At 72.8% G+C, this 17,753-nt stretch carries 20 protein-coding genes; 10 read left to right on the forward strand and 10 right to left on the reverse strand.

The features are described 5' to 3' along the window. Positions 1 to 6 precede the first annotated feature (6 nt). The 3 genes from V6U89_RS08845 to V6U89_RS08855 all read left to right on the forward strand — a co-directional run bounded on the left by V6U89_RS08845 (position 7) and on the right by V6U89_RS08855 (position 3,504). Positions 7 to 756 (forward strand): SIS domain-containing protein, encoded by a 750-nt coding sequence (locus V6U89_RS08845; RefSeq protein WP_334570237.1) that lies wholly within the window; start codon positions 7 to 9, stop codon positions 754 to 756. 150 nt (positions 757 to 906) lie between these two features. Beyond that, a complete protein-coding gene (locus V6U89_RS08850) occupies positions 907 to 1,410 on the forward strand; it encodes a DUF6328 family protein (RefSeq protein ID WP_334570238.1) in 504 nt (167 codons plus the stop codon). A 120-nt stretch (positions 1,411 to 1,530) separates the two neighbouring features. Further along, on the forward strand, positions 1,531 to 3,504 hold the full coding sequence (locus V6U89_RS08855; RefSeq protein WP_334570239.1) for an acyl-CoA dehydrogenase family protein: 1,974 nt from the start codon (positions 1,531 to 1,533) through the stop codon (positions 3,502 to 3,504). Positions 3,505 to 3,528: 24 nt separating this feature from the next. On the opposite strand, the gene V6U89_RS08860 is transcribed toward V6U89_RS08855, so the two are convergent. From V6U89_RS08860 to V6U89_RS08895, 8 genes are read right to left on the reverse strand one after another with little or no spacing between them, the layout of a single operon-like run. Then, on the reverse strand, positions 3,529 to 3,696 hold the full coding sequence (locus V6U89_RS08860; RefSeq protein ID WP_170285442.1) for a hypothetical protein: 168 nt from the start codon (positions 3,694 to 3,696) through the stop codon (positions 3,529 to 3,531). Between the two features lie 9 nt (positions 3,697 to 3,705). Next, positions 3,706 to 4,311 (reverse strand): hypothetical protein, encoded by a 606-nt coding sequence (locus V6U89_RS08865; RefSeq protein ID WP_334570241.1) that lies wholly within the window; start codon positions 4,309 to 4,311, stop codon positions 3,706 to 3,708. A gap of 50 nt (positions 4,312 to 4,361) precedes the next feature. After that, positions 4,362 to 4,754: a Fur family transcriptional regulator gene (locus V6U89_RS08870; protein WP_088960811.1), complete on the reverse strand. Its 393-nt coding sequence runs from the start codon at positions 4,752 to 4,754 to the stop codon at positions 4,362 to 4,364. Between the two features lie 37 nt (positions 4,755 to 4,791). Then, on the reverse strand, positions 4,792 to 5,091 hold the full coding sequence (locus tag V6U89_RS08875; protein WP_154942519.1) for an ArsR/SmtB family transcription factor: 300 nt from the start codon (positions 5,089 to 5,091) through the stop codon (positions 4,792 to 4,794). A gap of 43 nt (positions 5,092 to 5,134) precedes the next feature. Further along, positions 5,135 to 6,001, reverse strand: coding sequence for a metal ABC transporter permease (locus tag V6U89_RS08880; RefSeq protein WP_334570244.1), 867 nt, complete (start codon positions 5,999 to 6,001; stop codon positions 5,135 to 5,137). A 2-nt stretch (positions 6,002 to 6,003) separates the two neighbouring features. Beyond that, complete coding sequence (locus tag V6U89_RS08885; protein ID WP_334570245.1) at positions 6,004 to 6,765, reverse strand: metal ABC transporter ATP-binding protein; 762 nt, start codon at positions 6,763 to 6,765, stop codon at positions 6,004 to 6,006. Continuing rightward, on the reverse strand, positions 6,762 to 7,706 hold the full coding sequence (locus tag V6U89_RS08890; RefSeq protein ID WP_334570246.1) for a metal ABC transporter substrate-binding protein: 945 nt from the start codon (positions 7,704 to 7,706) through the stop codon (positions 6,762 to 6,764). The genes V6U89_RS08885 and V6U89_RS08890 overlap by 4 nt, the downstream gene beginning before the upstream one ends. 54 nt (positions 7,707 to 7,760) lie before the next feature. Next, complete coding sequence (locus tag V6U89_RS08895) at positions 7,761 to 8,018, reverse strand: DUF6703 family protein (RefSeq protein WP_334570247.1); 258 nt, start codon at positions 8,016 to 8,018, stop codon at positions 7,761 to 7,763. A 27-nt stretch (positions 8,019 to 8,045) separates the two neighbouring features. Here V6U89_RS08895 and V6U89_RS08900 point away from each other — a divergent pair, with 27 nt between their 5' ends. The 7 genes from V6U89_RS08900 (at position 8,046) to dusB (ending at position 14,537) form a co-directional block, all read left to right on the forward strand. Beyond that, a complete protein-coding gene (locus tag V6U89_RS08900; RefSeq protein WP_238451647.1) occupies positions 8,046 to 8,384 on the forward strand; it encodes an antibiotic biosynthesis monooxygenase family protein in 339 nt (112 codons plus the stop codon). Positions 8,385 to 8,489: 105 nt separating this feature from the next. After that, a complete protein-coding gene (locus V6U89_RS08905) occupies positions 8,490 to 8,963 on the forward strand; it encodes a hypothetical protein (protein ID WP_334570417.1) in 474 nt (157 codons plus the stop codon). Positions 8,964 to 9,078: 115 nt separating this feature from the next. Then, on the forward strand, positions 9,079 to 10,458 hold the full coding sequence (locus V6U89_RS08910; protein WP_334570248.1) for a glycine--tRNA ligase: 1,380 nt from the start codon (positions 9,079 to 9,081) through the stop codon (positions 10,456 to 10,458). Positions 10,459 to 10,612: 154 nt separating this feature from the next. Further along, positions 10,613 to 11,443 (forward strand): hypothetical protein, encoded by an 831-nt coding sequence (locus V6U89_RS08915; RefSeq protein ID WP_334570249.1) that lies wholly within the window; start codon positions 10,613 to 10,615, stop codon positions 11,441 to 11,443. Positions 11,444 to 11,517: 74 nt separating this feature from the next. Next, on the forward strand, positions 11,518 to 12,435 hold the full coding sequence (locus tag V6U89_RS08920; protein ID WP_334570250.1) for a hypothetical protein: 918 nt from the start codon (positions 11,518 to 11,520) through the stop codon (positions 12,433 to 12,435). Continuing rightward, the gene (locus V6U89_RS08925; protein ID WP_334570252.1) at positions 12,428 to 13,258 is read left to right on the forward strand and encodes a hypothetical protein; all 831 of its coding nucleotides are present in this window, start codon (positions 12,428 to 12,430) and stop codon (positions 13,256 to 13,258) included. The genes V6U89_RS08920 and V6U89_RS08925 overlap by 8 nt, the downstream gene beginning before the upstream one ends. Positions 13,259 to 13,361: 103 nt before the next feature. Beyond that, positions 13,362 to 14,537, forward strand: coding sequence for a tRNA dihydrouridine synthase DusB (gene dusB / locus V6U89_RS08930; RefSeq protein WP_334570253.1), 1,176 nt, complete (start codon positions 13,362 to 13,364; stop codon positions 14,535 to 14,537). Between the two features lie 82 nt (positions 14,538 to 14,619). On the opposite strand, the gene V6U89_RS08935 is transcribed toward dusB, so the two are convergent. Continuing rightward, the gene (locus tag V6U89_RS08935) at positions 14,620 to 15,282 is read right to left on the reverse strand and encodes a C39 family peptidase (protein WP_334570254.1); all 663 of its coding nucleotides are present in this window, start codon (positions 15,280 to 15,282) and stop codon (positions 14,620 to 14,622) included. A 443-nt stretch (positions 15,283 to 15,725) separates the two neighbouring features. Then, positions 15,726 to 17,438 (reverse strand): beta-N-acetylhexosaminidase, encoded by a 1,713-nt coding sequence (locus tag V6U89_RS08940; protein ID WP_442933896.1) that lies wholly within the window; start codon positions 17,436 to 17,438, stop codon positions 15,726 to 15,728. Between the last annotated feature and the right edge of the window lie 315 nt (positions 17,439 to 17,753).

Consider the following 17,753-nt stretch of genomic DNA (forward strand, 5'->3'; position numbering starts at 1 on the left):
GAACGCATGACGGTGAGCGCCGAGGCATACCTGGCGGTGGTGACCGAGACGATCGGCCGGGTGGCCGCGAGCCAGCGGGAGGCGGTGGGTCGGGCGGCCGACCTGATCGCCGAGGCGCTGCGCGCCGACGGGGTGGTGCACGCCTTCGGCACCGGCCACTCCGAGGCACTGGCGATGGAGATCGCCGGCCGGGCCGGTGGGCTGGTCCCGACCAACCGGATCGCGCTGCGCGACCTGGTGCTGCTGGGCGGCGAGCCGGCGAGCATCCTCGGACCGCACCTGGAGCGCGATCCGGCCGTGGCGCACCGGCTCTACGAGCTGGCCCCGGTCCGCCCGTCGGACATCTTCGTGCTGGCCTCCAACTCCGGCGTCAACGGCGCGATGGTGGAGTTCGCGTCGCTGGTCGTCGAGCGCGGGCACCGGCTGGTGGCGATCACCTCGGCGCAGCACTCGGGCCGGATGGCCTCGCGCCACCCGTCCGGGCGCAAGCTCGCGGACTTCGCCGACGTGGTGCTGGACAACGGCGCCCCGTACGGTGACGCGACCCTGCCGCTGCCCGACGGCGGCGCGGTCGGCGCGGTCTCCTCGATCACCGCGGCCCTGCTGGCCCAGCAGATCGTGGCCGAGACGGTGACCCGGCTGATCGCGGCGGGGGAGCGGCCCCCGGTCTACCTGTCGGCGAACATCACCGGTGGCGACGAGCACAACGCCGCGCTGGAGGCCCGGTACGCCGGCCGCATCCGCCGAGGGGCGTGAGCGCGAGGAGTGAGCCGGGTCTGCGAGCCCCGCAGTCGCGAACGAGGGGAGGCATCGTGAGCCGGTTTCGCGCCACTCCGGGTGGGGCATTGGCGTTGCTGCCGGCGGGGTGAACCCCGTCGGCAGTACCGTCTCTTCCGGAGGTAGCGCGTGTCGAAGGAATCCGAGAAGCAGCGCTGGCAGCGCAACTTCGCCGATCTGCTCCAGGAGTTGCGCGTCGCGCAGACCGGCGTGCAGATCCTCTTCGCCTTCCTGCTGACCCTGCCCTTCAGCAACGGCTTCACCCGGACCAGCGGCTTCCAGAAGGACGTCTACATCGTCTCGCTGCTGTCGGCCGCCGCCGCCACCGCGATGATCATTTCGCCGGTCGCCTTCCACCGCGCCCTGTTCCGCCAGGGGCGCAAGCCGGAGCTGGTGCGCTTCGCGCACCGGATGGCCAGCGGCGGCCTCGCCTTCATGCTGATCTCGATGGTCAGCGCGGTGCTGCTGATCACCGACTTCGTGCTGCAGCGCGAGATCGCATTCCTGCTGAGCGCGCTCACCGGGCTGTGGTTCCTGACCTTCTGGGTCTTCCTGCCGATGGCCCGGCGCAACTGGGGTGAGGACGTCGTCGACGACGACGATGACGCGCCGCAGGTGCTGACCGGCGACTGACCCGGTCATCGGCCGGAAAATTCGACGTGCGCGCGACGCTACCCCTGGGTAACACCCGGGGGTAGCGTTGCTCTTGTCGAGCACGTTGACGCATCCGGACCGAGGTTCGAGGGGGCAGCCGTGACCACGACGCACAACAGCCGACCCACCGAGGACGGCGCCGGGCCGCTGCCGGCCGAGGCGGGCCAGGTCTCCGAGAAGGAGGCCCGACAGGTCGCCGAGGCGGCCCGGGAGACCGCCTGGGACCGGCCCAGCTTCGGCAAGGAGCTCTTCCTCGGCCGGTTCCGGCTCGACCTGATCCACCCCTGGCCCCGCTCCGACCCGGACGACGACGCGCGGGCCGAGCGGTTCCTCACCGAGCTCGGGGCGTACCTGCGGTCCGAGGTGGACGGCGCGGCCATCGAGCGCGACGCGTCCATCCCGGACGAGGTGTTCCAGGGGCTGGCCCGGCTCGGCGCGTTCGGCATGAAGATCGACCGGAAGTACGGCGGTCTCGGCCTGAGCAACCTGCACTACTGCCGGGCGCTGATGCTGGCCGGCTCGGTCAGCCCGGCGATCGGCGCTCTGCTCTCCGCCCACCAGTCGATCGGCGTGCCGCAGCCGCTCAAGATGTTCGGCACCGACGAGCAGAAGCAGCTCTTCCTGCCCCGGCTGGCCGCCGGGGAGGTCTCCGCGTTCCTGCTCACCGAGCCGGACGTCGGCTCCGACCCGGCCCGCCTGGCGACCATCGCCGAGCCGACCGCCGACGGCACCGGCTACCGGCTCAACGGGGTGAAGCTCTGGGCCACCAACGGCACGGTGGCCACCCTGCTGGTGGTGATGGCCCGGGTGCCGGCCGGCGAGGGGCGGCGCGGCGGCATCACCGCGTTCGTGGTCGACGGCGACAGCGAGGGCATCACCGTCGAGCGGCGCAACGCCTTCGTCGGCCTGCGCGGCCTGGAGAACAGCCTCACCCGGTTCCACGACGTCTTCGTGCCCCGGGAGAACGTCATCGGTGGCGAGGGCAAGGGGCTGAAGATCGCCCTGACCACGCTGAACACCGGTCGGCTGTCGCTGCCGGCGATGTGCGTCGGCGCGGGCAAGTGGTCGCTGAACGTGGCCCGGGAGTGGGCCGCCGACCGGGTGCAGTGGGGCCGGCCGGTCGGTGAGCACGAGGCGGTCGCCCAGAAGCTCTCCTTCATCGCCGCCACCACGTACGGCATGGAGACCATGCTCGACCTCTGCTGCCTGCTCGCCGACGACGACCGCAACGACATCCGGATCGAGGCGGCCCTGGTCAAGCTCTACGCCAGCGAGATGGCCTGGAAGATCGCCGACGAGCTGATCCAGATCCGGGGCGGGCGCGGCTACGAGACGGCCGACTCGCTCGCCGCCCGGGGCGAACGGCCGGCCGCGGTCGAGCAGATGCTGCGGGACCTGCGGATCAACCGGATCTTCGAGGGCTCCACCGAGATCATGCACCTGCTCATCGCCCGGGAGGCGGTCGACGCGCACCTCTCGGTCGCCGGCGACATCATCGACCCGGACGCCGGCCTCGGCCGCAAGGCCAGGGCGGGGGCGCGGGCGGGGGCCTTCTACGCCAGGTGGCTGCCCACCCTCGCCGTCGGCAGGGGACAGACCCCCAACGCGTACGGCGAGTTCGGCCCGCTCGCCGGCCACCTGCGGCAGGTGGAGCGGCACTCCCGCAAGCTGGCCCGCTCGACCTTCTACGCGATGTCCCGCTGGCAGGGGAAGATGGAACGCAAGCAGGCGTTCCTCGGCCGGGTGGTGGACATCGGCGCGGAGCTGTTCGCGATGTCCGCGGTCTGCGTGCGGGCGTACGCGGAGCGGGACACCCGCCCGGAGAACGTCGAGCTGGCCGACCTGTTCTGCCGGCAGGCCCGGGTCCGGGTGGAGCAGCTGTTCACCGCGCTGTGGGAGAACACCGACTCCGTCGACGTGGCGGCGGCGAAGCGGATCCTCGCCGGCCGGTACGCCGCCCTGGAGTCCGGCGTGCTTACTCCGCCGGCCGACACCCCGTGGGTGGCGCGCTGGTCACCCGGCCCGTCGACCACGCCGGACGTCCGCCGCCGGATCCCCCGGCAGGGCGGCTGAGCAGGGGCTGGGCCGTCGCTGCGGTCAGCGGGCGACGGCCCAGGCCAGCACCGCCGCGAGGATCAGCCCGTTGAGCACAGCGAGCACCAGGTACGCCTGCGGCGGGATCTTGCGACCCTTGCGGACGAAGCTCACCAGGACGGCGGCGTACCCGAGCAGCAGCACGGCGACGACGATCAGGAAGTACAGCACCGCCACACCCTAGCGGCCGCCTCGCAGGCCGAGTCGGCGCAGCTCCAGTGCGGCGAGCGCGTCGACGGTGGCGTCGTCTCCCCGCCGCCACGCCTCCGCCACGTCCGGATCGATCCTGGTCAGCTTGCGCAGCGGCTGCCCGGCGAGGGCCCGCAGCGCCAGCAGGTCCCGCCCGGCCGGGGCGGTGGCGAGCGCCTTCGCCGAGGCGGCCCGGCGCATCCAGCGCACCCGCAGCGGCAGCCAGCCGAAGAGGACCAGGGCGAGCGGGAAGACCAGCACGGCGATGGCGAGTGCCAGGGCGAGCTGGCCGACCAGCTCCTGCTGGTCCCGGCCGGCGTCGGCGACCGCGCGGGCCGCCTCGGCCGCCCGCTCGAAGGGCGCGGTCAGCTCGTCGCCGACCAGCGGCACCCGGCCGACCTTGCCGCCGGCCTCGGCCAGGTTGTCGGCGAGGCCGCCGCCGGCCCCCTCCAGCTTCTGTCCGGGTACGGCGAGTTTCTGCACCAGGTCGTACACCCACAGGGCGAATCGGATCGCCGCGTACACCCAGACGACGACGAGCAGGTCGGTGAGGAGCTGACGGAGGGCGACGGGGAAGCGATCGGCGTAGATCTTCACGCCGGACAGCGTGCCACGACGCGGCGCGGCGGGCACCCCCTGAATCGCCGTCAGGCGGCGCACTTCGGGCAGGTGCCGAAGATCTCCAGGGTGTGGCTGACGTCGGCGTACCCGTGTTGGGCGGCGACCCGCTCGGCCCAGGTCTCCACCGCCGGCCCGGCCACCTCGACGGTGCGGCCGCAGGCCCGGCAGACCAGGTGGTGGTGGTGCCCCTCGCTGCACCGGCGGTAGAGGTGCTCCCCGCCGGGCGGGCGCATCACGTCGATCTCGCCGGCGTCGGCGAGACCCTGCAGGGTGCGGTAGACGGTGGTCAGCCCGACCCGCTCGCCCCGGTCCCGGAGCATCGCGTGCAGCTCCTGCGCGCTGTGGAAGCCCTCCACCTCGGCGAGCAGTGAGCTCACCGCCGTGCGCTGCCGCGTGTTCCGCAGCGCCCCCTCGCTCATGACGCCGCCACCGCGCCGCGCCCGCCGACCCGCTCGCTCACGATCCCTCCCCGGCGTGGCTCACCGCGTCCGCCACGATGTGCGCCACGTGCTCGTCGACCAGCGCGTACGCGATCTCGCGGCCGCGCCGCGAGCCGCGGACCACCCCCGCCCCGCGCAGCACCCGCAGGTGCTGGGAGACCAGCGGCTGGGGGGCGCCGAGCTTCTCCACCAGCTCGTGCACGCACCGTTCACCCTGCGCCAGCTCGCTCACGATCGCCAGCCGGATCGGGGCGGACAGGGCGCGGAGCAGGTCACCCGCGCCCTCGTAGGCCTCGTATCCGTTCGTGCCGGTCACCCTGCAACGGTAACCAATACCACCGACAGGTGCCGGGGCGGCGTCACCGGAGTACGACCTCGTGCGGCTCGGGGGTCGGCGTACCGGTCGGGGTGGACCGCCGGCGCAGCGTCCGCCAGCCGGCGGCGGCGAGCGCGACCACCAGGAACGAGGCGATCGCCAGCAGCACCACCGAGGCGCCCGGGGCGGTGTCGGCGGTGGCCGCCACCCAGACCCCGGACCCGGCCGCGAAGAGGCCGAGTGCCATGGCCGCCGTCATGGTGCTGCGGAAGCCCCGGGTGACCTGCTGCGCGGTCGCCACCGGCACCACCATCAGGGCGCTGATCAGCAGCACCCCGACGGCCCGCATGGCGATGGTGACGGTGACCGCGGTGGCCACCGCCAGCAGCAGGTTCAACGTCCGGACCGGCAACCCGGCCACCCGGGCGTACTCCTCGTCGTGGCAGACCGCGAAGAGCGCCGGGCGCAGCGCCAGCATGGTGACCAGGATGGCCGCGCCGAGCACCGCGATGGTGATCAGGTCCTGCGGCGAGATGGTGGTCAGCGAGCCGAACAGGTACGCGTTGAGGTTCGCGCTGGTGGCGTCGGAGAGCCCGACGAGCATCACCCCGCCGGCGATGCCGCCGTAGAAGAGCAGTGCCAGCGCCAGGTCGCCGGAGGTCCGTCCGCGCGCCCGGACCAGCTCGATGGTGATCGCGCCGAGGGTCGCCACGACCACCGCCACCAGCACCGGGGAGCGGTTGAGCAGCAGCCCGGCGCCGACACCGGTCAGCGCCACGTGGCCGATGCCGTCGCCGATCAGGGTCAGCCGCCGCTGCACCAGGTAGATGCCGAGCGCCGGGGCGGCCAGGCCGATGACCAGGGCGCCGATCAGCGCGCGCTGCATGTAGGGGTACTGGAAGAGTTCCATGGTCAGCTGCTCCACAGCCCGGCGGGCTCGTCGGGACCGTGCGGGTGTACGTGGTCGTGGTCGGGCTCCGCGTGGTGGCCGGCGGGCTCGGGCACCGCGCCGTCGTGGCAGATCCCCCCCTCGTGCACCACCACCGCCCGGCTGATCAGCGGGCGCAGCGGCCCCAGCTCGTGGGCGACGAGCAGCACGGTGCCGCCGTCGGCGACGAAGTCGCGCAGCGCGGTGGCGAACGCCTCCTGGCTGGCCGCGTCGACCCCGGCGGTCGGCTCGTCGAGCACCAGCAGTTCCGGCCGGCCGGCGAGGGCCCGGGCGATCAGGGTGCGCTGCTGCTGGCCGCCGGAGAGGGTGGCGACCGGATCGGCGGCCCGGTCGGCGAGCCCGACGGCGCGCAGCGCCGCGTCGACCGCCTCCCGGTCGGCCCGCCCCGGCGGGCGGAGCACGCCCCGGCGGGCCAGCCGGCCGGAGGCGACCACCTCGCGCACCGTCGCCGGTACGCCGCCGCCGGCGCCGAGCCGCTGCGGGACGTACCCGATGCGCCGCCACTGCCGGAACCGGCGCAGCGGGGTGCCGAAGAGCTCGACGGAGCCGGCGGCCAGGGGGACCAGCCCGAGTACCGCGCGGATCAGGGTGGACTTGCCGGAGCCGTTGGCACCCAGGACGGCGACCACCTCGCCGGCGGCGACGGTGAGCGAGACGTCGCGCAGCACGGGTCGGCCGTCGTAGCCGACCGCCCCGTGCGTGACGGTGATGACGGGTGCGGTCACGAGCAGCTCAACGCCGTCCGCAGGGTCTGCAGGTTGGTGCGCATCACCGAAAGGTAGTCCCCGCCGGAGCCGGTCGACAGCCCTTCGATCGGGTCCAGCACGGCGGTCTTCGCGCCGACCTCCGCCGCGATGGTCTCGGCGACCTTCGGGCTGACCAGGGTCTCGAAGAAGATCGTGGTGGCCCGGTGCTCGCGGGCCTCGGCGGCGACCTCGGCGAGGCGCTGCGGGGAGGGCTCGGTGTCGGGGGTGAGGCCGGTGATGCCGACCTGTTCCAGCTGGTAGCGCTCGGCCAGGTAGCCGAAGGCGGTGTGGCTGACCACGATCTCCCGGCGCTGGCAGGTCTTCAGCCCGGCGGCGAACTCGGCGTCGAGCTTCTCCAGCTCGCCGCGGAGCGCCCTGGCCCGGGTGGTGTAGTCGGCGGCCCGCTCCGGGTCGGCCCGGCCGAGTCGCTCGGCGAGCTGGTCGCCGACGGTGGCCAGCCGGGTCGGGTCCAGCCAGAGGTGCGGGTCGAGGCCGCCGCCGGGCTCCTCGGCGTGACTGGCCTCACCCTCGTGCTGGTGGCCGCCGGCCGCGGCGGTCAGCAGCGGCTGCACGGTCGCCACGTCGAAGGCGCGGTCGGCGGCGTTCTGGTCCACCGCCTCGTCCACGTTCGGCTGGAAGCCCTTGAGGTAGACGACCAGCTCCGCCTCGCTGACCTGCCCGACCTGGCGCGGGTTGAGCTCCAGGTCGTGCGGTTCGGCGCCCGGCTTGGCCAGGTTGCTGACCGCGACCGCGTCGCCGCCGATCCGCTCAGCGAGGAACTGCAACGGGTAGAAGGCGGCCACCACGTCGACCCGCTGCGGGTCGGCGCCCGCCCCGCCGGGCGAGCAGGCGGCGACCCCGCCGAGAGCGAGCAGGGCGGTGGCGGCGGCCAGGGCGCGCGAAGCGGAGCGGATGTTCATGTCATGAACTGTCCGTGACAACGGAAATGATTGTCAAAAACGCATGAGTGCATGTCAGAGCAGCTTGGCCAGCGCGACCGCGACCAGCAGGGTCAGCATCACCAGCCGGATCATCCGGGTCTGCGGCGCCTGCACCGGCCAGGTGGTCGCCAGCAGCCAGCTCAGCCCGGCGGCGAGCGCGAGCAGCAGCACGCCGCCCACCGGCCCGGGTGCGAAGAACGCCACCAGCACCACCACCAGGGTGGCGAGGAACACCGACGTCGGGTTGGCCCGGGCGAGCCGGACCAGCAGGGGGCTCTGCGTACGCTGCATCCCACAGACTCTACGAGGAGGACGCCGGTGCTGGTCACCAACCGGTTCGTGGTCGAGGTCGAGTCCGACGACTTCGTCGCCCGGGCGCACGCCGCCCTCGCCGCGCTCGCCGCCCGCCCCGGCTACCTGCGCGGGGAACTGCTGCGGGCGCTCGACGACCCGGCCCACTGGTGCCTGGTCACCGAGTGGGAGTCGGTCGGGGCGTACCGGCGGGCGCTGGGCGGGTTCGACGTCAAGATCGCCGCAGTGCCGCTGCTCGCCGAGTCGCTCGACGAGCCGTCCGCGTACGAGACGCTGGCCAGCGCCGCCCCGGACGGCGGGGTCGTGGTGGCCACCAGTGATCGGGCCGCGAGTCCGCACCGTTGAGAGACTGGGCACTACCCTGCACTCATGACCGCACCCGGCCCGGCAGCCCCACCGCCGTACCCCGCGACGCCCGCCGGGGACGGCAACCCGCCGGCCGACCCGGGGGTGCCGGCCCCGCCGCCCGGCCCGGGAGTGGCCCCACCGTTCGCCGCGCCGCCCACTGAGGGCGGCCGCAAGCGGCTCTGGCTGGGTCTCGGCGTCGGGGCGCTCGCCCTGCTGATCTGCTGCGGCGGGGGCGGGGCGGCCGTGGTCGGCCTGACCATCAGCAACGCCCAGGCGATCGAGGAGCAGGGGCACGCGGTCACCGACGCCTACTACCGCGCGCTGGTGCGCAAGGAGTACGGCGCGGCCTACGACAAGCTCTGCGAGGAGGAGCAGCGGCGCGAGTCCCGGGCGGAGTTCACCCAGCGGGTGGCCGACGAGCCGGCGGTCGCCGCCTACCGGGTGGGCGAGGTCGACCCCAACGCGCTCACCGTGCCGGTGGACGTCACCTACAGCGGCGGCTTCCAGGACACCCAGCAGGTCACCCTCGCGCCGGACCAGCAGACCGGCGGCATGGAGGTCTGCGGGGTCAACTGAGCCGTCGGCGAGTATTCTGCTGGGCTCGGGACGCCGCTGGTCGTACCGTTGTCCCGAACTGTTCGTTCCGTCCACATCACGTCCCCGCCGACCGCCAGCCGGCGTAGGAGGAAACATGCCAGCCGACCGTATCGACGCCGTCGTCAGCCTCGCCAAGCGCCGAGGCTTCGTCTTCCCCTCCAGCGAGATCTACGGAGGCACCCGGTCGGCGTGGGACTACGGTCCGCTCGGCGTGGAGCTCAAGGAGAACGTCCGCCGGCAGTGGTGGAAGACCATGGTCCAGCAGCGCGACGACGTCGTCGGCCTGGACTCCGCGGTCATCCTGGCCCGCAAGGTGTGGGAGGCCTCCGGCCACATCGCCGAGTTCGTCGACCCGCTCACCGAGTGCCAGTACTGCCACAAGCGGTTCCGCGCCGACCACCTGGAGGAGGCGTACGCCGAGAAGCACGGCAAGCCGCTGACCTCGCTGTCCGAGCTGAACTGCCCGAACTGCGGCAACAAGGGCACCTTCACCGAGCCGAAGATGTTCAACGGCCTGATGAAGACCTACCTCGGCCCGGTGGAGAGCGACGAGGGCCTGCACTACCTGCGCCCGGAGACCGCCCAGGGCATCTTCGTCAACTACAAGAACGTGGAGACGGTCGCCCGCAAGAAGCCGCCGTTCGGCATCGCGCAGACCGGCAAGTCGTTCCGCAACGAGATCACCCCGGGCAACTTCATCTTCCGTACCCGGGAGTTCGAGCAGATGGAGATGGAGTTCTTCGTCGAGCCGGGCACCGACGAGCAGTGGCACGAGTACTGGCTCCAGGAGCGCTGGAACTGGTACCTCGACCTGGGTCTGTCGGCGGAGAACCTGCGCCTGTACGAGCACCCCAAGGAGAAGCTCTCCCACTACTCGAAGCGCACCGTCGACATCGAGTACCGGTTCCAGTTCGGTGGCAGCGAGTTCGCCGAGCTGGAGGGCATCGCCAACCGGACCGACTTCGACCTCTCCACGCACAGCAAGCACTCCGGCGTCGACCTGTCCTACTTCGACCAGACGAAGCAGGAGCGGTGGATGCCGTACGTCATCGAGCCGGCCGCCGGCCTCACCCGCGCGGTGCTGGCGTTCCTGCTGGAGGCGTACGACGAGGACGAGGCCCCGAACACCAAGGGCGGCGTGGACAAGCGCACGGTGATGCGCTTCGACCCGCGGCTGGCGCCGGTCAAGGTGGCGGTGCTGCCGCTGTCCCGCAACGAGGCGCTCTCCCCGAAGGCCAAGGGCCTCGCCGCGCAGCTGCGTAAGCGCTGGGTGGTGGAGTTCGACGACTCGCAGGCCATCGGCCGCCGCTACCGCCGGCAGGACGAGATCGGCACCCCGTTCTGCGTGACCGTCGACTTCGACACCCTCGACGACGACGCGGTGACCGTGCGGAACCGGGACACCATGGCCCAGGAGCGGATCGCCCTGGACCAGGTCGAGCGCTACCTGATCGAGCGTCTGCCCGGCTGCTGACCCGACACCCGACGGCCCCGCCCCCCGGCCAGGGAGGCGGGGCCGTCGTCGTCGGTGGGCCGTCGGCCGCCGGTTGCGCCCACCCGGGTGGTTGAGCCAGGCATGATCTCGTGCGAGCATTCCCGGCGTTGAATCTCATCACGGGGGTGTGTGCATGACGCGCGCGTCGCAACAGGACAACGACCACGACCCGAAGCGGCGGCGCCTGCTGCGCCGCGCCGCCACGGCCGCCGCCACCACGGCCGGCGCCGGTGTCGCCGCCGCGGTCGGCATGCCCGGCGTGGCCCAGGCGGCCCCGGGGGAAAACCTGATCATGGGTACGACGAACGACGCCGGCGTGGCGACCACGACCTTGACGTCGTCCGCCGGCTCGGCGCTCAGCGCGCAGGCGGCCGGTGGCGTGCCGCTGCGGCTGGTGCCGAGCTCGGGCCTCTACCCGAACGTGCTCGACTCCGAGGCCGGCACCTTGGCGGTCGACGACCAGGGCGACCTCTTCATCCGGGCGGGCACCGACGCCAACCCCACCAACGGCTGGGCGTGGACCAGCGAGTGGGCCACCACCTCGGTCGCCGTGCCGCCGACCCGGATCCTCGACACCCGCGACGCGAACCTGCGGCGCAACATCGTCTCCGGGTCGCTGGACTCTCTGGGCCGGCTCCAGCCAGGCGTGCCGATCGTGCTCGCCCTCGACCGGTACGTCCGCGACGGCTACGCCATCAAGGGCAACGTCACCGTGGTCGGGATGACCGGCGCCGGCGTGCTCACCGTGTGGGGGAGCGGCACCAAGCCCACCGCGTCCACGGTCAACTGGGCGACCGCCGGCACCATCCTGTCGAACTTCCTCTTCACCGAGCTGGGCGCCGTCGGGGCGTACCGCAGCGTGCTGACCCTCCAGGCCACCTCGTCGCCAACCCACGCGATCGTCGACATGACCAGCCTGCTGGTCGGCCACCCGAGCCAGGTGCTGCTCGGCGGTGGGGCGTAGGTGGCCCGGCCGTTCCCGGCGCACCTCGACAGCCGTCCGTCGCAGACCGCCAACCCATCCCACGGGGGAATGAGATGACTTCGTCCGAACCCGACCGCTCCGCCTCGCGGCGTACCCTGCTGCGGCGGGGCGCCGTTACCGGCGGCGCGGCGGTCGCCGCCACCGCCGTCACCGCGGCGAACGCCACCCCGGCGGCCGCCGCTACCGGTGATCCGCTCGTCATCGGCGTGGCGAACCAGGCTTCCCACGAAACGGTCCTCTACAGCAACGCGCCGGGCGCGACGCTGGTGCTGCAGAACGACACCGGCGCTTCCCTGCACCTCAAGCGACAGGACATCACCAGCCCGACGTGGGGAGACATCTATCCCACCACGGCGGGACTGGCGCACGTCACCACGACGTCCACCGGCGCGCCGGTGCGCAACGAGGTCCTCACCACGGCGAACGCGACCATGCTGGTGCCGATCCCGCCGACCCGGGTGCTGGACACCCGCTCCGCCGCCGGCCGGGTCCGACTGCTGGAGGGCGCCAACCAGATCGACTCGCAGGGCCGTGCGGTCGCGGGCGCCTGGCTGCTGGTCCACCTCGACGGCATCGTGAACTACGGCGACGGCCTGATCGGCAACGTCACCGTGGCCAAGACCGAGAAGGGCGGCTTCGCCACGGTCTACGGCCGGGGTGCCGCGCCGGGCGCCTCCACCATCAACTGGTGGGGCGCCGGCCAGCTGCTCTCCAACGGCGTGATCACCCAGCTCGGCGCCTGGTCGACCGCCAACGGCGACTACTACCCGGACACCGTGGCGATCTGGGTGCAGAAGAGCGCCACCGCCGTGATCCTCGACGTCACCGGCCTGCTGGTGTTCCACCCGGAGTCGGCCGTCGTCAACAACCCGAAGGGCCTGGCGGCCGACTCGGGGACCAGCGGCGTGCGCGCCGACGTGATCAAGACCAACGCGGAGCGCGGCGACCGGGAGGTGCGGTCCGGTGCGTGACCACGGAACCGAGGAGACCAGCAGCATGACCGAGGAGACCTCCTCACCCACTCGCCGTCGGGTCATCAAGGCCGGCGTCGCGGTGGGGACCGGTGTCGGGGCGGCCGCGGTCGTCGGCTCTCCGGCCAGCGCCGACGTCGGTGACCCGGTGATCCTCGGCACTGTCAACCACGGCTCCGGCTCGGAGACCCTGCTGATCGGCGGGTCCGCGAGCGGTCCGACCCTCTCCCTTCGGGGCGCCCCGGGGTCGGCGGCGCTATGGCTCAGCCAGGCGACCGACGAGAATCTGCCCCAGGAGATCGCCACCGGTTCGTTGGCCCTGACGTCCCGGGACGACATGGTCATCGGTGGCAAGGGTGGCGCGAAGGCGTACGTCAACACCTCGCGGTGGGCGAACCGGACGATGGCCGTCGCGCCGCAGCGGATCCTGGACACCCGGTCCATCGCCAACTACAGCGCGAACATCCTGGCCGGAAGCGCCGGCGTGACCTCCGGCAAGCTCAACGCCGGCAAGATCATCCATCTGACGGTGAAGAACGTTCCACCGGCGGTGGCGGAGAAGGCGACCGCCGCGTACGTCAACATCACCGTGGCCGGCACCGTCTCCGCCGGGGTGCTGACCGCCTACAGCTCGTCGATCGCCAAGCCGCAGACCTCGTCGCTGAACTGGTGGGGGCCGAACCAGATCCTCTCCAACCTGGTGGAGGTGCAGCTCGGCAGCTACAACGGCAACGCGCTGTCGTTCGCGATCCACGTCAACGCGGCCACGTCCGTCATCGTGGACGTCTCGGGCCTGATCCTGTCCAGCCCCGGCACGTACTGACCCGTCCGCCGGTCGCCGTCGCGGTGCGAGTTCGCTCACCATCGCGGCGGCGACCGGCCACCGGAGGCCGGGCCACCGCGCCGGGCATGGGATTCTTGGGTACGTGACCAGTCCCGCCCCGTCCGTCGCGCTCCGCCCGCTCACCCTCGGGCCGCACCAGGTGTGGCCGCCGGTGGTGCTCGCCCCGATGGCCGGCATCACCAATGTCGGCTTCCGGCAGCTCTGCCGGGAGCAGGGCGGCGGCATCTACGTCTGCGAGATGATCACCACTGTCGCCCTGGTCGAGCGGAACCCGAAGACGCTGCGCATGATCGCCTTCGGCGCCGACGAGCGGCCGCGCAGCCTCCAGCTCTACGGCACCGATCCGGAGATCACCGCCGCCGCGGTGCGGATCGTGGTCGAGAAGAACCTCGCCGACCACATCGACCTGAACTTCGGCTGCCCGGTGCCCAAGGTGACCCGCAAGGGCGGCGGCTCCGCGCTGCCCTGGCGGCGGCGGCTCTTCGCCCGCCTGGTCCGGGCCGCGGTGGACGCCGCGTCACCCGCCGGGGTGCCGGTCACCGTCAAGATGCGCAAGGGCATCGACGACGACCACCTGACGTACGTCGAGGCCGGGCTGGCCGCGCAGGACGCCGGGGTGGCCGCGGTCGCCCTGCACGGGAGGACGGCCGCGCAGCGCTACTCGGGCACCGCCGACTGGGACGCCATCGCCACCTTGAAGCAGGCCCTCGACGTGCCGGTGCTCGGCAACGGCGACATCTGGGAGGCCGACGACGCGCTGCGGATGGTGGCGCACACCGGCGTGGACGGGGTGGTGATCGGCCGAGGCTGCCTGGGCCGGCCGTGGCTCTTCGCCGACCTGGAGGCCGCGTTCGAGGGCCGCCCCGAGCGGCGGCTGCCCACCCTGGGCGAGGTCGCGCAGACCATGCGCCGGCACGCCGAGCTGCTGGTCGACCAGTTCACCGCCGGCAGCCGTACCCCGGCCCGGGGCGAGCGGGACGGCTGCACCGACTTCCGCAAGCACGTCGCCTGGTACCTCAAGGGCTTCCCGGTCGGCAGCGAGCTGCGCCGCGACCTGGCGATGATCGAGAGCCTGGCGCAGCTCGACGACCTGCTCGGCAAGCTGGACCCGGCGGAGCCCTTCCCGGTGGCCACCCTCGGCCAGCCGCGCGGACGTACCAACTCCCCGGGCAAGGTCTTCCTGCCCGACGGCTGGCTGGCCAGCCGGGACGACGACACCGTGCCCGAGGGCGCCGAGCTGGCCGACTCCGGCGGCTGACCGCCGCGGGTCCGCGAGGCGCCCGGACGCGGACATGACGAAGGGCCGGCCCCATCCGGGGCCGGCCCTTGTCGTTGGTGGGTCAGGCGGTGGCGGCGTAGCCGCGGGTGGCGATCCAGTCGGCCAGGTTGTCCACGCTCATCCGGTAGGACATCTGGTCGGCGTTCGCCGAGTCGGCGATCGTGACGACGTCCCCGCCGTCGCGGTAGCCGATGACGCTGATGTAGTGGCCACCCTCGAAGGAGTGGGTGAGGCCGTCGGTGTCGGTGGCGGTGCCGGCGATGTTGGCGACCACGGCCCGGCCGTCGTCGATGGTGCGGACCACGTCCGCGCGCAGCTTCTCGGTCTGCTTGCGGTCGGCACTGTTGTCGCGGATCTCGACGCTGCGGTAGACCTTCTTGCCGGTCTCCTTGTTCAGCACCGGGGTGATGTCGTTGATGCTGTTGGTGCCGGCCTCGGTGGTGCCCATCTCCTTGGCCATGGCGTCGACGTCGATGTTCTTGCCCTGCACCGACAGGGCGTTGCGGGTGGCCGCGGGGCCGCAGTAGTAGAAGTTCGGCTGGGCCTCGTAGCGCATGGTCAGCTCACGCTCGCCGGCCGACTTGCGGTCGTTCTTCGCCGACGCGGCGCCCTTGTCGGTGGTGGCCGACTCGGTGTTGACGGTGGCGAGCGGGCCGGCGACGGCGCCGGTGAAGGCGAGGCCGGCAGCGGTCAGGGCGGTCTTGCGGATCAGATCGGTACGCATGATCGGCCTCTCTGTTCGGGGGTGCGCGGCACACGCAACAGGGGGCGCGGTGCCGCGGGACAAGTCAGAAGGGGGATCGACCCGGCGATCGGCGGGACCTGCTCGGGTGTCCGGGGGATGTAACCGGCCCGGGCCGCCGCGCATTCCATCGGGCCGGTCCCGGCATCCGTCCGGCCCGGGGGAGCGGCGGAGATACGCCATGTGCAACGACCCCGCCCCATCCGCCATTCCGCCACCGGCGCGGCCCCGCCCACCCGACACCGCAGCCCACACGGGCGGCTCCCGGCGACACCGCCCACCCGAAACCGGACACCCAGCCCCGAACCGGCCGTCGGCCCCTCCCCGCCTCGTTGATCAAGAAGTTTGCGCCAGAGACACGCCGTCCGACGGACGCAAACTTCTTGATCAACCGGCCGAGTGCGGGCCTTGGTGGGAGGGGGCGCTCAGCCCGTGGGGGTCGGTGTGGCGGGTGGGGTGGGGAGGGTGGTGGTCGGGGTGGCGGCCGCGTCCCGTTCGGCCGGCCAGGGGATCTCGGGGGCGCGGTGGAAGGCGATGCCGGCGGTGGTCCAGCGCGGGCCGTGGCCGGCGAGGCGCTCGCGGAACGCCGCCCAGTCGTGCGCCGAGCGGGGCGACCAGCCCAGCTCGGCGATGGCGGGCAGCCGGGGGAGGAACATGAACTCGATCTCCGCCAGCGTGGTCACCGACTCGGTCCAGAGCGGCGCCTCCACGCCGAGCACCGCGTCGGCCGGTACGCCGGCCACGTGGGTGCCCGGATCCCAGTCGTACGCGCGCCGCACGTCGATCAGCCCGGCCCAGTCGTGCCCGATCGGGGTGTCCGGGGCGTACTTCATGTCCAGGTACGCGTGGTTGCCGGGGGAGAGGATCAGCCGGGCGCCCCGGCGTACCGCCTCGGCGGTCACCGGGTCCGCGCCGTCGGTGCCCCACCACTGGAGCACCCGCCCGTCGGCGTGCCCGGCCGGGGCGATCTGGTGCCACCCGATGACCGTCTTGCCGGTGCCGGCGACGATCCGCTGGGTGCGCTCCACGAAGCCGGTGTACGCCGCACCCTTGACCTTGAACGCCTCGTCGCCGCCGATGTGCAGCCACGGGCCGGGGGTGACGGCGGCCACCTCGCCGAGCACGTCGGCGACGAAGTCGTACGTCCGCTCGCTGGCCGGGTCGACATAGCTGAAGCCGACCTCGGCGCCGGTGTACGGCGGCGGCGCGACCCGGTCCGGCGCCAGCTCCGGGTACGCGGTCAGCGCCGCGTTGGTGTGGCCGGGCAGGTCGATCTCGGGGACGACGGTGACGTGCCGGCGGGCGGCGTACCGGACGATCCGCCGGTAGTCCGCGGCGGTGTAGAAACCGCCCGGGCCGCCGCCGACCTCGGTGGCCCCGCCGACCGTGGTCAGCGCGGGCCACGAGTCGACGGCGATCCGCCAGCCCTGGTCGTCGGTGAGGTGCAGGTGCAGGTGGTTGAGCTTGTACCGGGCCAGGTGGTCGATCACCTGCAACACGTCGGCGACGCCGAAGAAGTGCCGGGAGACGTCGAGCATCGCGCCCCGGTACGGAAAGCGCGGCCGGTCGACGAGCACGCCGCCGGGCACCACCCAGCGGGCGGCCACCGGGGACGGGCTCTCGACCGCCGTCGGCAGGAGCTGCCGCAGCGTCTGCACCCCGTGGAACAGGCCGGTTGCCGTGTCGGCGCTGATCCGCACCCCGGTGGGGGCGACCTCCAGGCGGTAGCCCTCGACGCCCAGCTCATCCGCGCCCACGCTCGCCGCGTCCTCGGCCGCGGTCCGGGGGCGGGGTACGCCGGCGGGCGGCGCCGCAGCGGCCACGGTGAGCACCAGCGGGCCGCCGGTCGCGGTGGCCTCGACCACCACCGGCAGCGGGTACCCGGTGGCCGGTCGCAGCAGCTCGGCGAGCTGTTCGGCCACATCCCGGGCGTCCGGGTCCGGGCCCACCCGGACGGCCGCGTCGGCGGGGAGGGTGAAGTCGGCCGCCGGGTCGGGCCGGACCTGCTCCGGGGCCGGCACCACGTCGCCCAGTCGGGCCGGTGCGGGCGGGGCCAGCAGCTCCCCGGCGGTCAGTTCGGCGGCCCGGGCCAGTTCGGCCGCGGCCGGCCGGTGGGTGGACAGGTCGACCTGACCCAGCGGTTCCCGGTCGGCCCCGGCGGTGGAGCCGTGCTCCGGGCTGGTCGAGGAGATGGGCGGCACGGCAGCGGCTCCGGGGTGTATTTGCGGCGGATATGGCAAAGGTCAGGTTCAGCAGAACCGGTGCCGTCAAGAATACGAGGAGACCCGCGAATTGCGTGATCCTGCGCGTGGAAGCGTTCCCAGAAACCCCCACGAACGCGGATAGTCGTGATGGCTGTGCCTATTGTCACCGAACGGTCCCAGCCCACCCGATGTTCGCTTAACCTTCGCCCACCGAACGGTGCTGGCACCGGGATTACCGGTGGCTCGCCC

The organism is Micromonospora sp. CPCC 206171 (assembly GCF_036906755.1).
In the GTDB taxonomy this organism is placed as follows: domain Bacteria; phylum Actinomycetota; class Actinomycetes; order Mycobacteriales; family Micromonosporaceae; genus Micromonospora; species Micromonospora purpureochromogenes.